Genomic DNA, 13128 nt, shown 5'->3' with positions numbered 1-13128 from the left:
GGCCTGTCGACTAGCGTATCGACGACCGTCGAAGCGCGTGTCCGGCGAGTGCTACTGTGAGAAGTGCCACGGTGGCAGTCAGAACGACGCCATCGCCGTCCGCGGCGTCCGTCTGGTCGACTACTTCGACGATGGCTCCGTCGGCGTCGTAGACGGCGACCCCGACGCGGTACTGGGTGTTCGTGCCGTCTCCGGGCTTGAGATCCACGTTTTTCCCGGACCGACTCGTCTCGTCGCGGAACCCCGTTGCCCCGTTGCCGTTGAGATTGAGGGCGAACAACCGGACCTGACTGAAGCTTCCCGAGCCGGAGACTGTGTAGCTATATCGGTACCACACATTGTTATTGTTCACCTTCGATCGGTCTTCGATAGTCACGCTGTCGAGACTCGCGCTGTTGGACTCCGAAAGGTCCGCGTTTTGGCTCGTCGGGTTGCGAGCATCCGCGGTGTCGGTGATGGTCTTGCTGGCCGCGACGTACTCGTTGCCCTGGTCGTCAGTATAGATGACGTCGAGCGTTATGTCGAACTGTTCGCCGTTTCCGGATTCTGGTTGGTAGCCGAGACTGCCGCGCGTCGCGGTACTCTGTCTGGTACCCGAAGGGTTCCCGTCGCTGGCGGCGAACGACACCTCAACACGCTCGTACGAGGAACTGGTGTCGCTCACGTCGTAGGAAGCGACGAAGTTGGGCTCGTTGTCTCGCCGGTCGCTGAAGTCGTCGACCCGGAACCCGAGCGTCGGCCCCTGACTGCTCGCCCCGGTCACGTTCGTGACGGTGACGTTGAGCGTGTCGCTCGCACCGCCACTGACCGCGTAGAGACGGACCGTTCCGTTCTCGCTCGCTGTCAGGGTTGTCTCGACCGTTCCGCTGTTGTCGGAGATGTCCGATTCCGACGAGAGCGTCCCTACCGTCCCGTTGTTGAGTGCGAAGTCGACGGTCGTCCCGTCCACCGTCGTGTTGTCGACACCGCCGGCGATATCCTCGACCACTGCCGAGAAGTCGAGCGTGTCGTCGGCGTCCGCTCCGACGTCCCACGTACAGTCCGAGGAGTCGCAGGGCGAGAGGTACGTGCCGGTTTCGGAGACTTCGGGTGAGTCCCACGTCACCGAGAACGGTGCTTTGCCGCCGCCGGAGGCGCCGTCGACCTGCGTGTTCTGGACTTCGACGACGGCCTCGACGTCCTCCGGGTCACCGGGATCGAACGACGGCGACGCGCCGTCGACCGTGGCGGTGAACTCGACGGGTACCTCCGTCGCCGCGTCGACGGACTTCGCCTCGAACCGGAAGGTGGCCCGCCCGTCCTCGCCCGTCGTCGTCTCGCTCGTCGCCAGCACCCCCGCCGACGGCACCGTCGACTCGCCGGTCACGTCCACCCCCGCGACGGGGTTGTTGTACGCGTCGCGCACCTCGACGGTCAGCCGGACCGCCCCCTCCTCGGGCACCGTCGAGCCGTCGGCCGCCACGTCGGTCATGTACGCCGCCGACGTGTCGGTCACCCGCGTCCCGACACCCGCCTTCGCCATCCGCAGTTCGTAGGTGCCCGGGACCAGCTCGACGACGAGCGTCCTGTAGCCGGGAACGCCGAGCGGCTCCGTCCGGACCGCGTCGTCGTCGTCGCTGATATTGCCCCCCTCGCTGGCACGCTGGTCGGCCAGCAGTTCCTCCCAGCGCTGCTCCGGCAACCGGGTCGCAATCCGCAACGTCACCCGTTCGCCCGGCTCGTTCCGAACGGCGACGGTCGTGCTCGACGCGCTGACCGGCCGCACGTCCACGGCGGTGCTACCGGACGACGACCGCCGGAGCGACCCGTTCAGCGCCACCAGCGAGATGGTCGACCCGTCGACCAGCGTCTGGTCGCTGCGCGCGATGGTCGCCCCCTCGAACGTGAAGTTGTCGTACAGCACCGTCGAATCGTACACCGTCCGCGGCGGCTGCCCGTACTCGTTGTAGCTCGGCCGATAGACCACCGACCCCGTCGAGTACGCCCGCGGCGACCCGCCGGTATCCCAGAAGTCGTCCGTCTCCTCGTCCAGCGCCTCGACGTTCGCCAGCGAGAACGACACGTCGCCGTCGGCGGTCCCCGCGGTCGACAGCGACCCCGACACCGGCGGCGGGTTCACCGCGAGCACCCGCGAGGGATAGGTCGTCCCCAGCTGGACCGACACCGCTCGACTCGCCGACTCGCCGAACGTCGACACCACCGCGTTCCGCAGGTCCAGCAGGTCGCTCTGGACCTGCTGGCTGTGGTCGAACTCGACCTGCTCGTTCTGCTGTGGGACGATCGTCGCCTGGTACAGCGACAGCAGGAGGATCAGCGCCGCGAAGATCAGGACCGCCCCGATCTGGATGGACTGGCCCCTGTCGTCCCACGGCTCCATGTCCCCGGACTACCGCCTCGGCGTGCAAAAACCTGTGTCCCCGATTTTCCACCCTGATAACTCCCACCGACGGGCCCGGGCTCGGCGGACGGCGGGCGCGTCACGACGGAGCGGGGACCCGCCGTGGACGGCCCGTTGTCGGCCGGCTACTCGTCGTCTTCTTCGACGACTTCGGGGTCTTTCATCGCCGTCTGGAGGCTGTCGAGCCCGTTGACCCACTGGACGACCAGCCCAGGTTCGACCTCCTCGGCGATGGAGGGGTCGAACTCCGCGCCGTCGATGACCAGCGTCCCCGCCTGGACGCAGTACGACAGCGCGGTGTCGAGGTCTTCCTCCGCTTCGGCGTCGGCCGCGGCGCCGACGTACTCGCCGATCTCGGCGTCCTCGGCGGTGCCGCCGACGATGAACTCCTCCGCGGAGTAGAAGACACAGACGAGCGAGGTCTGGACGCTGTCGACCAACATTAGCGCCTCCTCGTCGTCGAACGCCGGCTCGGCGAGGACGACCTCGCGCATCTCCTCGATCTCCGAGAGGGCCTCCTCCTCCTCGAGGATGCCCTCCTCGAAGTCGGAGACGACCTTGACCACGGCGATGGCCGTGTCGTCCTGCATGTTCCACAGCAGCTGCGCCGTGTCGTCGTCCTCCGGGTCCAGGTCCTCCTCGTCGATCCTGTCCAGCCAGTTCTGCCAGCGTTCGGGCGTGTAGTACTCCCCCGGCTGATTGCTCATACAACGTCGTTCGTCGCTCCGGTCATATGGCTTTCGACCCCATCTTTTTCCTGGAGGGGTTTCCTCGCGCGCCGCCGGCGCGCTGCGGGGAACCCCCCCAGCAAAAACATGGGTGAAAAAGGCCGCATCTCGGCCTTCGGCCTCGATGCGGTGAACCGGCGCCGGTGGCGCCGGATGCTCGTGGCGGGCCCGCCCTTCCCCGGGTTCTCGCGGTTACACCGCGAGGTCCGAGGGACCTCCGGTCCCTCGCTACGCGCGGCCCGCGCCGATGCGCGGGCACGCGCTCCCGGCCACCGCAACCGCACCGAAACTGTGCCGTACGGCCCGACTTCAGTACGGTTCTTCGTCCTCGTCGATATCGGCGTAGAAACGCAGCAAGCCGCACTCGGGACACATCAGCGTCGTCACGTCCTCGGTCTCACCCATCCCGAGTTTGCCGAGCAGTCCCTCGCGCTTCTCGCCGGTCCTGATGTGGGGGTTCCAGGCGTCACTCATGCCGAACTCGACGGACTCCATCGACACGCCGCAGTCGGGACAGCGGTGGTCGTCCATACTCCGGCGTTCCCGTCAGCGAGTGAAAAGATACCGGCTCACTCCAGCGTCGCCTCGGTGTCGATGCCGTAGACCGCGGCGGGCGTCTCGACGTGCGCGCGCTCGATGGCCTCGTCGTACCCCTCCTCGCGCAGCCAGCGCACCCGCGAGGGGACCGTTCCGACGCCCAGCACCGCGCCCGGCCGGTCCGGGTCGTCGATGTAGTCCGTCTCCATCATGAACGGCTCGTCCTCCTCGATCGCCAGTTCGAGTTCGTCCTTGTGGGAGATGACGCTCTTGGTGATCCCCCCCAGCCGGCCGCCGGCGTAGTGCTTGACGACGCGCTCCGGCGGGAGCCCCCGCGCCTCGGCCCACTCGGCGACCTCGGTGAAGTCCTCGCTGCTCTCGGCGTGGAGCTGGATGGCACAGCCCGTCTCCGCCGCGAGGTCGAACCCGTGTCGCATCACCTCGTTCGAGGCGTCCCAGACGGCGTCGCTCACGTCGTAGTGGGGGCGGCCGGACTTCAGCGCCAGCGCCGGCCCGTCGGCGACGTACTCGGCGGCAGTGTCCAGTCCCGTCTGCATCAGGTCCCGGGCTTCCTCGGGGTCGAGGCCGTCGTCGACGAGTTGCGAGACGAGCCCCGGGTGGACGCCCAGCACCGGCCAGGCCCGTCCCGGCAGTTCCTCGCTCGCGCGCTCGACCACGTCGACGGTCAGTTCGAACACCTCGCGGAAGTCCTCGGCGCCCTCCGGCAGGGAGTCGAGGAGGTGCCAGGACGGCTTGTTGACGACGAGCAGGTGCGTCCCGCCGCTGTCGGCGAACTCGCGGGCGGCGTCGACGCCGCGGCCGTGGACCGGGTCCAGGTGCATGTGGTCGTCGAGGACCGGGCCGTCGATCTCGGCGTTCATGTCCGGCCCTCCGGCGCGCGGTCGAAAAAACCGTTCGCTGTGGGACCGGCGCGGTGGCCGAATCCCCTACGCGCTCCCGTAGAGGCCGCAGAGGTTGCCGGTCACGTACACCTCGTTCTTGTCGGTGGTCTCGATACCGATGCCCAGCCGCGTGGCGTTGGCGTAGGAGAGGCGCTCGCGGAACACCCGGTTGGTCCGCCAGTCCTCGAAGATGGCTCGCGCGACCATCGACTCGTTCTCGTTGTACCGGGGGCCGCCCGGCCCGCGGTAGGTCACCCCGGCGTAGGTCTTGTCCAGCACCTCCAGGCGGTTGCGCGTCGGCGTCACGATGTACTGGTCGCCGCGCTTCTTGAACTTGCACGTCTCGAACAGCGCGTAATCGCGGTAGCGGCCGGCGCTGGAGCGGTTGTCGATCCGGTGGACCGTCTCGCCGAGGTCGGCCATGTCGACGCTGTGGGCCGTCGCCATCCGGTCTAACTTCCGGACGACCGTCCCGTCGGCGTGGCTGAACCGCGGGAGGTCCCGCTCGGCGCGCCAGTCGTTGATCAGCCGTCGGAGGTGGTTCTCGATCCGCTCGGTGTCGAACCGCCGGATCAGCATCGGCGTCCGCGTCGGCGTCGCGGTCGGTTCGGGCGTCACCGTCGGCGTCGCCGTCGCGGTCGGCGTCGGCACGGCCGTCGGAGTGGGGGTCGCTGTCGGGGTCGGCGTGGGCGTCAGCGCCGCAGTTACCGTGGCGGTGGCAGTCGGCCCGGCGGTCGGCGTGAGCGTCGGCGTCGGCGCGGGCGAGGGCGTCGGGGTGGGGGCGGTGTCGCCCGGGCCGGCGTCGGTCGGCGTCGCCGGGCCGCCGGGCGCGCCGCTCCCGCCGCCGACCGCGAACCCGACGAGCGCGCCGACGAGGAACACGCCGAACACGGACGCCGCGAGCACGCGCCCGTCGATCCGGAGCATGTCCGAGGATTCCCGCTCGCCCGGTTAAAGACTCGCCCCCGATTATCACGGGCTGAACGCGACCGGCCGAGACGCGCTCACAGGACCACTGCGAGCGCGTACCCAGCGAGGAGGCCGACCAGCAGCGCCGCGACCAGCCCGGCAACGAGCTTCCGACCGTCGACTCTGCGCATACCGGCCGGTGCGCCCCCGGCGAGTTAACTCTTGGCGAGCGGCGGGACGGCCCCGGGTCGCCCCGTCTCCACTCGGTCGCCGCTACAGCGTGATCGACTCGTGGGCGGTGTTGCGGAGCGCGTCCGAGCGGCCGTGTTCGCCGGGGGCGACGGCGATGGTCGCCAGCCCCCGCTCGGCGGCCGCCTCCAGCACCGGCTTGAAGTCCGTGTCCCGGGAGGCGACGACGAGCACGTCGATGGCCTCCTCGACGGTCGCCGCCGTCGCGTCGACGCCGAGTTTCACGTCCACGTCGCCGCTGGTCGTGACGACTTCGAACCCCCGCGCCTCCGCCGCCTGGATCAGCCCCGACGGCGCGTTCTCGTCGAGGTAGAGGCGACCGAAGGATAGCTGGCCGTACCGCTCGGCGGCCGACCGCACGTCGTCGAGGTCCACGTCGAACTCCTCGCGCAGGACGTTCGGCCCGTCGACGAACAACCCCACCCGCGGCTGGTCGTGGCCGCGCGCTTCCAGGTCCGCCCCGGTCCCGGTGTCCACTGCCGACCCCGGCCCGTCCGTGTCCGCCGACCCGTCGCCGAACAGCCGCCCCAGCAGGCTCATGCACCCGATTTCCCCGCCGTCGAGTATAGGCGTGACGTTTCGGGGAGTTGACCCCCCGTCGCGGCCGGCGCCGCTCGGCCGGGAGTCGTAACGGAGTTAACCGCCTCGGTCGATACCCGTGACAGATGCGAAGAACCGTCCTCCCCACGCTGTTCGTCGCGCTCCTGCTGGCGGTCCCGGTCGCCGGCGCCACCGGCGGCCTCGCGAGTACGGATCCCGGTGCGGGCGCCGCGCCCGGTGCCGGTCTCGCGACCGCCGGCCTCCAGGGGGCGTCGAACCCCTGCGTCGGCACGATCGAACGGACGCCCGAGCGGACGACCCTGTTCTCGATCCAGGGCGCCTACCAGGGCGAGAAGACCTCGGCGATGGTCGTCGGCGCCCGGCCGAACGGCTCCATCGTCGGCGTCCACAACGACACCGCGGCCGGCCGCTGGTGGAGCTACGACATCGACGTGCTCGACAACGGCAACATCCTCCAGGCGACGACGTACAACCGCGACACCCAGATCGAGGAGATCGACCCCGAGACGGGCGAGCACGTCTCGGTCCGCCACTTCGACGGCGTCTACGACACCCACGACGTGGACCTGATCAACGGCGACGAGTTGCTCATGAACGACATGAGCCAGGACGGCGAGGACCGCGTCCTGGTCTACAATCTCACCCAGGAGGCGATCACCTGGGAGTACTACTTCGCCAACTACACCGAACACTACCCGAAGTCCGGCGGCGGTGAGTTCGGCGGCGACTGGACCCACAACAACGACGTCGAGAAGGTCGGCGACGGCACGTTCATGGTCTCGGTCCGCAACTTCGACAAGGTCGTCGCCATCGACCGCGAGACGAAGGAGGTCGAGTGGACGCTCGGCAGCGACGACAACACCTCGATCCTCCACGAGCAGCACAACCCCGACTACCTCGAGAGCGAGGACGGCAACGCGACGGTCATCGTCGCCGACAGCCTCAACGACCGCGTGGTCGAGTACGAGCGCGAGGGCGACGAGTGGAACCGGACGTGGGTGCTGCGGGGCGGGAACCTCGACGAACCGCGGGACGCCGACCGCCTGCCCAACGGCAACACGCTGATCGCCGACCGGCGGGCCCACCGCATCGTCGAGGTGACGCCCGACGGCGAGGTCGTCTGGGAGGTGTACTCGCCGTACCAGCCCTACGACGTGGAGCGGGTCGGCACCGGCGACGAGTCCAGCGGCCCGACGATGGCCGACATCGGCGAGGGCGGCGTCGCCGAGCCGACCGGCAGCGCCGACTTCGACGCCGACGCCATCGCGGCCTGTTACGACTATCTCACCGGGTTCGAGAGCACCCGGCTGATCCCCGACGAGGACCTGGCGGCCATCGGCGCGTCGGGGACGGCGACGGCCGACGGCGGCACCGACGCGGCCGACGGGTCCGGCGGTGACGGAGCCGAGGGTGAGGGTGCCGACGGCGGCGACGGCGACGACACCGGGTCGAGATCGGGCGACGACAGCCTGCTCGGCACGACCACGTCAGGGTCGGGACCGACCCCGCTCGGCGCCGCCCTCGCGGTCGGCGCGGTCGCCGCGGCTCTCGCGGGAGCGCTCGTTCGGCGCCGGCGGAACTGAGTACCGGGGCCCCGACGAAAATCGGACGACCCGTCAGTCCTGCGCCACCGGCCCGTCGGGGGTCGGCGACTCGCTGCGGACGGCCTCGGGGCTGCCGTGGTTCGCCCACAGCAACAGCAGGCTGGGGAGGACGAACACGGCGACGACGAACGACAGCGACAGCGCGAGGACGACGAGCGTCCCGAAGCTCGTGATCTGGGGGTGGGGGTGGAGCAGCAGCGCGCTGAACGCACCGACGGAGGTGAGCGTGCTGCCCAGCAGCGCGCCGCCGGTGCCGGTCACCGCCGTCCGCAGCGCGCCGGTGACCGTCTGCCCGCGCTCCAGTTCCTGTGCGAAGCGGTCGCTGACGTGGATGTTGTAGTCGATGCCGAGCCCGACGACGAGGCTCAACAGGAGGGCGGTCAGCAGCGTCAGCGGGATCGACAGCAGGTACATCCCGCCGACGACCAGCGCCGTGACGAGGACGATGGGGACGACCGTCACCGCGCCGAGAGCGGCGCTGCCGGTCGCGACCCGGTAGACCAGCGTCAGCAGGACGCCGACCGCCGCGAGGGCGACGATCAGCGTCGTCAGGATGCTGTCGGCGGTCTGGCCCAGTTCGGCCTGGTTGAGCACCCCGTACCCGGCCGCGACGGCGTCGACGCCGTCGGCCGAGACGCCGCCGGCGACCGCCTGCATGGCCTCGGCCTGCTGGGCGATGGTCGCACCGCCCTCGATCGGGACGACGACGCGAAGCGACCGGTACTCGCCGTCCGTGCGCTCGACGACCTGACTCGCCCGGTCGGGCGCGGCGGCGAACAGCGCGTCGTAGACTTCGGTCACGTCACGGTCGGGGACACCGTCGCCGTCGGTGTCCGCATCGGCGAACGTCGCCGCGAACTCGTCGTTCCGTGCGGCGACCGACTCCATCACCGACAGCGGCGACCGGAGCGGGACCGAGTCCGCCCGCTGGAACACGGCGTCCTCCTCGGGGGCGCCGTCGTGGATCGTCCCGACGGCCGCCAGCGCCGCCGGCGAGGTCACGTCCCCGTCCAGCAGTATCTGCGAGCGACGGCGGGCGTCCTCCTCGGCCGCCCGGTAGTGGTCGTCGACGTAGCTGCTCTGCTCGTCGTACTCGCTGGTCTCCCAGCCCAGCGGCCCGGGGAGGTTCTGCTTCCACTCGGCGATCCCGTCGGTGTCCTGCTGGACCGACTGCCGGTCGAGGTCCGTCCACGCGACGGCGCCGGCCGACCCGGCGACCAGCACGAGGACGATCACGGCCGGCGCGGCCCGCTTGGCGAGGCGGACGCCGCCGGTGAGGAACGGTTCGAGCAGCCGCGTCTGCCCGAGCGGCTGCTTGCGCCGGTCGAGGCCGACCCGTTCGAGCAGGCCGTCGACGGTCACCTTCAGCGCCGGGACGAGCGTCAGCGAGACGACGAACGTCGAGACGACGCCCAGCGTGATGCCAATCGCGAGCTGCTCGATGATCGCGAACTCGTTGGTGACGTTCGACATGAACCCGACCGCGGCCGTCAGCGTCACCAGCCCGAGCGCGACCGCGACCGAGGAGAGCCCCCTGGCCATCGGCTCGCGGATGTTCTCACCCTCGCCGCGCTCCTCGCGGTAGCGCATGAACACGTGCAACCCGTAGTCGACGCTGAGCCCGACGATGAGCACGGGCCCGATGATCATCGTCATCCCCGCGGGGATCTGCATCCAGCCGAGGATGCCGAACATCCACAGCACCGAGAGGACGACGCCGGTGAACCCGACGACCACGTCCACCAGGTCCCGGTAGGAGAAGGCCAGCACCGCGAGGATGGCCAGCAGCGCGACCGGGACGATCAGCTCCATCGTCTGCTGGTTCATGTTGGCGTTCGACGCGGCGACCGCGTGCTCGCCGAGGGTGAAGTAGTCGGGGTCCTCGCGGTCGCCGGCGAGCTCGTACAGCGCCGCGGTCGCGGCCGCGCGCTGTTCGGCCGCGGTGTCGCCGGCGTCGGCGCTCTCGAACCGGAACAGCATCCGGCGGCTCTCGGCGGTCGCGGTGCCGGGCTCGTAGTCGTTGGGGAGCAGCGCGCCCGCGGCCGAGCCTGCGGAGAGCGTCTCCGCGACGAGCGACTCGACCTCGCTCGCGTCCGCCGACTCCAGGGCGGCTACCTGCTCGTCGAGGGAGGCGTCCCGGTCGCCGGCCGCGCGCATCGCGACGAGGTTCGCGACGCCGAACGGCTCGCGGTCGCCCAGCGCGGCGGCGACCGACTCGTTGTCCAGCGCCCGCTGCTGGAACTCCAGCGAGTCCAGCAGCGCGGCCTTCGAGAGGGCGTCGTCGCTCCGGACGTAAACCGGCGCGGGACTGACCGACGTGGCGTTGGACTCGCTGTCGTTCGTCCCGTAGTTCGACTGGATGTACTCCATGGCCTGTGCGACCTCGGTGTCGCCGACCGCCTCCGAGCCGTTCAGCTGGCTCTGGGTCTGGAGCTGGCCGATCCCGGCGACGACGCCGGCGGTCACCAGCAGCATGAGCAGGAGCACGACGAGGTTGTGCTCCGTGACGAACCGGAACGGGCGGTCGAGGCGGCTCACGGGACCACCTCCGCGGGTGCCTGTGATGCGCCGCCCGGCGGTTCGCCGGACGGGAGGGCGGTCGACCGTGCGGACAGTGCGGGAACCATCGCGTTCGACCCGACAGCCGGGATAGACATATAAAGGGGAACACAGTTTCAGGGTCGGAAACTGTGGGAAACCGACCGGCAACCGGCCGTACGCGGCGGATCGGTGAGCGGACCGGGCGGGCGCCGATCCGGGGCGTCGACCAGCGGGGCCCCCGACCTGCGGCCGTCGACCCAGACGGTCGCCGACTCGCGGGCCCGCCCAGCTGCAGCCCCGGGCGACAGCCGCGCGGCTCTCCGCGTCGACCGCTGTTTGATATAGCGGCTATCGATTGAGAGCGTCGGACGCCGGGGTCGACGGGGGAGGATCCGTCGAGGGTGAAACCCGTCGATGGGAGGGTAGCATCTGTCGGTGCGTGGCGGAGTTCGCGGGCGCGCACGCGAGCGCGACGGCAACAGTTACGTCGCTGGCAGGCGGGGATCGGGGTATGTCGCTCAGACAGCCGCCGCTCGCGGGATCGCACGAGGCGAGCGGCGCGACGCTCACCGAGTTCGGGGGCTGGGAGATGCCCGTCGAGTTCGATTCCATCCGGGCGGAACACGAGGCGGTCCGCGAGTCGGTCGGCCGGTTCGACGTGTCGCACATGGGCCAGCTGGCCGTCGCCGGGCCGGACGCCGACCGCCTCACCAACCGGCTGGTGACCAACGACGTGTCCGACCTCGACCCGGGCGAGGCGAACTACGCCGCGATCACCGACGACCGCGGCGTGATGCTCGACGACACCGTCGTCTCCCGCCCACCCGCCGACTGGTCGGTCGAGGCCGACTATCTGGTGGTCCCCAACGCCGGCCACGACGCCGAGATGGCCGACCGCTGGGTCGACCACCGCGACGCCTGGGGGCTCGACGCGACCGTCGAGAACCGCACGGAGTCGCTGGCGATGGTCGCGCTCCAGGGCCCCGACGCCCGGGACCTGCTCGCAGCGGAGACCGACGCCGACCTGGGGGACCTGGGGCGGTTCGAGACGACCGTCGGGTCGGTTGCCGGCGTCGAGACACTCGTCTCTCGGACGGGCTACACCGGCGAACCCGGGTACGAGCTGATCTACCCCTGGGACGAGGCCGAGACGGTCTGGTCGGCCCTGGACTGTCAGCGCTGCGGGCTCGGCGCCCGCGACACGCTCCGCCTGGAGATGGGCTTTCTCCTCTCGGGGCAGGACTTCGACCCCGACGAGAACCCACGCAACCCCTACGAGGCCGGTATCGAGTTCGCGGTCGACCTCGACAGCGAGTTCGTCGGCCGCGACGCGCTGGAGGGGGTCGACGTCGAGGGCGTCGACGAGAAACTCCGGGGGATCGAACTCGTCGACCGCGGCGTTCCCCGGGAGGGGTACCCCGTGGAGTCGACCGACGGCGAGCGCCTCGGGACGGTCACGAGCGGGACGATGAGCCCGACGCTCGGGAGGGGGATCGGCCTGGCGTACCTCCCGGTCGATGTCGGTCTCGACGAGCGGGTCCGCGTCTCGGTGCGGGGCGAACCGAAGAAAGCACGTACCACCGCGCCCCCATTCCTCGACAGATGAGCTTCGACGTTCCCGACGACCTGCGCTACCTCGACTCCCACGAGTGGGCACGGGTCGACGACGGCAGCGCGCGCATCGGCATCTCCGAGTTCGCCCAGGACGAGCTGGGCGACGTGGTCTTCGTCGACCTCCCCGACGAGGGCGAGGAAGTCGCGGCCGGCGAGGACTTCGGCGTCGTCGAGTCGATCAAGGCCGTCTCGGACATCTATGCGCCCGTCTCTGGCACCGTCACGGCCGTCAACGACGACCTGGCCGACCGCCCGGAACTGGTCAACGAGGATCCCTACGGCGACGGCTGGCTGATCGAGGTCGACCTCGACGACGAGTCCGAACTCGACGACCTGCTGTCGGCCGACGAGTACCGCGACCAGATCGCCTGACCGGCCTGTTTTCCTCGCCCGCGGTGTGCCCTGGCGTCCGACAGCGACGGCTCTCCGTGGTCCGAAGTGACCGGTGTAAACCGTCTGGCGCGATACCAAAGCCGCACGACGAACGACCACCGACGATGAGGGCGGCGGAGAAACGAGGGATCGCAGCTACCAGCGCCCGGGGGTGACCGATCGGTCGCCGCCGGGGCGTCGGCCGAGTCGTCCGCGCGGCGTCGCGGGTCGGCGCGGGCTGGCTGCTCTGGGTAGCTCCGGAACGGCCGCTGGAATGACAGTCGTTCGCCGGGGAGACACCGTTATTACCCGGTAGCGCTCACCCTCCGCATGGACCGAACGAAGGAAGGTGGGCCCTTGCCGCGGGACCGCGACGACGGACTGGACGACCCGCTCGCCCGGCTGGTCGTCCGGGCGCTGCTCGACGAGCCGGACGGCGAGCGCGGGATGGTACTGCTGGTCAACGAGGCCGCCCGGTTCAAGGCCGCCAGCGACGGCGAGACGATGGACGCGATCACCCTCGACACCGTCAGGGCGGAACTCGTCGAGGAGCGCATCCCGCCGATGGAGGCGGCCGGCATCGTGGCCTACGACGGGCGGTGTTCAGATAAGGCTGAAAAGTGAGGCGGTTCGTTTTCTGAGTGTTCTATGCCCGAAAACGACCGCCTCGGCGGATGTTTAGACGAGATCGACTTAGAGTTTGTTGAACGCGA

At 69.9% G+C, this 13128-nt stretch carries 11 protein-coding genes; 4 read left to right on the top strand and 7 right to left on the bottom strand.

Features of this window, described 5'->3' with window-relative positions:
* Positions 1–10: 10 nt before the first annotated feature.
* The 6 genes from ACMGFG_RS16690 to ACMGFG_RS16665 all read right to left on the bottom strand — a co-directional run bounded on the left by ACMGFG_RS16690 (position 11) and on the right by ACMGFG_RS16665 (position 6263).
* Positions 11–2377, bottom strand: coding sequence for an Ig-like domain-containing protein (locus ACMGFG_RS16690; RefSeq protein ID WP_436931455.1), 2367 nt, complete (start codon positions 2375–2377; stop codon positions 11–13).
* A 146-nt stretch (positions 2378–2523) separates the two neighbouring features.
* A complete protein-coding gene (locus ACMGFG_RS16685; protein ID WP_436931454.1) occupies positions 2524–3105 on the bottom strand; it encodes a DUF2150 family protein in 582 nt (193 codons plus the stop codon).
* A 330-nt stretch (positions 3106–3435) separates the two neighbouring features.
* Positions 3436–3657, bottom strand: a complete 222-nt coding sequence (locus tag ACMGFG_RS16680) for a hypothetical protein (RefSeq protein ID WP_436931453.1) — start codon at positions 3655–3657, stop codon at positions 3436–3438.
* Positions 3658–3695: 38 nt separating this feature from the next.
* The gene (locus ACMGFG_RS16675) at positions 3696–4544 is read right to left on the bottom strand and encodes a TatD family hydrolase (protein WP_436931452.1); all 849 of its coding nucleotides are present in this window, start codon (positions 4542–4544) and stop codon (positions 3696–3698) included.
* 66 nt (positions 4545–4610) lie between these two features.
* Entirely contained in the window at positions 4611–5492 is an 882-nt protein-coding gene (locus ACMGFG_RS16670; RefSeq protein ID WP_436931451.1) for a CAP domain-containing protein, read from the bottom strand.
* 255 nt (positions 5493–5747) lie between these two features.
* A complete protein-coding gene (locus ACMGFG_RS16665) occupies positions 5748–6263 on the bottom strand; it encodes an NYN domain-containing protein (protein ID WP_436931450.1) in 516 nt (171 codons plus the stop codon).
* A gap of 125 nt (positions 6264–6388) precedes the next feature.
* Between ACMGFG_RS16665 and ACMGFG_RS16660 the strand changes: the two genes are divergently transcribed.
* Positions 6389–7867 (top strand): aryl-sulfate sulfotransferase, encoded by a 1479-nt coding sequence (locus tag ACMGFG_RS16660; RefSeq protein WP_436931449.1) that lies wholly within the window; start codon positions 6389–6391, stop codon positions 7865–7867.
* 33 nt (positions 7868–7900) lie between these two features.
* On the opposite strand, the gene ACMGFG_RS16655 is transcribed toward ACMGFG_RS16660, so the two are convergent.
* A complete protein-coding gene (locus ACMGFG_RS16655; RefSeq protein ID WP_436931448.1) occupies positions 7901–10426 on the bottom strand; it encodes an efflux RND transporter permease subunit in 2526 nt (841 codons plus the stop codon).
* A gap of 514 nt (positions 10427–10940) precedes the next feature.
* Here ACMGFG_RS16655 and gcvT point away from each other — a divergent pair.
* The 3 genes from gcvT (at position 10941) to ACMGFG_RS16640 (ending at position 13039) form a co-directional block, all read left to right on the top strand.
* Positions 10941–12035 carry a glycine cleavage system aminomethyltransferase GcvT gene (gene gcvT, locus ACMGFG_RS16650; protein ID WP_436931447.1) on the top strand — a complete coding sequence of 365 codons (1095 nt, stop codon included), beginning with the start codon at positions 10941–10943 and terminating at the stop codon, positions 12033–12035.
* Positions 12032–12415, top strand: a complete 384-nt coding sequence (gene gcvH, locus ACMGFG_RS16645; protein ID WP_436931446.1) for a glycine cleavage system protein GcvH — start codon at positions 12032–12034, stop codon at positions 12413–12415. Before gcvT ends, gcvH begins: the two co-directional genes overlap by 4 nt.
* 330 nt (positions 12416–12745) lie before the next feature.
* Positions 12746–13039, top strand: a complete 294-nt coding sequence (locus ACMGFG_RS16640; RefSeq protein ID WP_436931445.1) for a hypothetical protein — start codon at positions 12746–12748, stop codon at positions 13037–13039.
* Positions 13040–13128: the final 89 nt, after the last annotated feature.

The organism is Halosimplex halobium (genome assembly GCF_051414055.1).
Classification (GTDB): Archaea; Halobacteriota; Halobacteria; order Halobacteriales; family Haloarculaceae; genus Halosimplex; species Halosimplex halobium.
Note: the sequence above shows the minus strand (reverse complement) of the source record. Positions and strands in the feature narration are given on the sequence as shown.

Coding starts and splice junctions, on each gene's coding strand:
- ACMGFG_RS16690 (WP_436931455.1), bottom strand. CDS start 2,377: ATGGAGCCGTGGGACGACAGGGGCCAGTCCATCCAGATCGGGGCGGTC.
- ACMGFG_RS16685 (WP_436931454.1), bottom strand. CDS start 3,105: ATGAGCAATCAGCCGGGGGAGTACTACACGCCCGAACGCTGGCAGAAC.
- ACMGFG_RS16680 (WP_436931453.1), bottom strand. CDS start 3,657: ATGGACGACCACCGCTGTCCCGACTGCGGCGTGTCGATGGAGTCCGTC.
- ACMGFG_RS16675 (WP_436931452.1), bottom strand. CDS start 4,544: ATGAACGCCGAGATCGACGGCCCGGTCCTCGACGACCACATGCACCTG.
- ACMGFG_RS16670 (WP_436931451.1), bottom strand. CDS start 5,492: ATGCTCCGGATCGACGGGCGCGTGCTCGCGGCGTCCGTGTTCGGCGTG.
- ACMGFG_RS16665 (WP_436931450.1), bottom strand. CDS start 6,263: ATGAGCCTGCTGGGGCGGCTGTTCGGCGACGGGTCGGCGGACACGGAC.
- ACMGFG_RS16660 (WP_436931449.1), top strand. CDS start 6,389: ATGCGAAGAACCGTCCTCCCCACGCTGTTCGTCGCGCTCCTGCTGGCG.
- gcvT (WP_436931447.1), top strand. CDS start 10,941: ATGTCGCTCAGACAGCCGCCGCTCGCGGGATCGCACGAGGCGAGCGGC.
- gcvH (WP_436931446.1), top strand. CDS start 12,032: ATGAGCTTCGACGTTCCCGACGACCTGCGCTACCTCGACTCCCACGAG.
- ACMGFG_RS16640 (WP_436931445.1), top strand. CDS start 12,746: ATGGACCGAACGAAGGAAGGTGGGCCCTTGCCGCGGGACCGCGACGAC.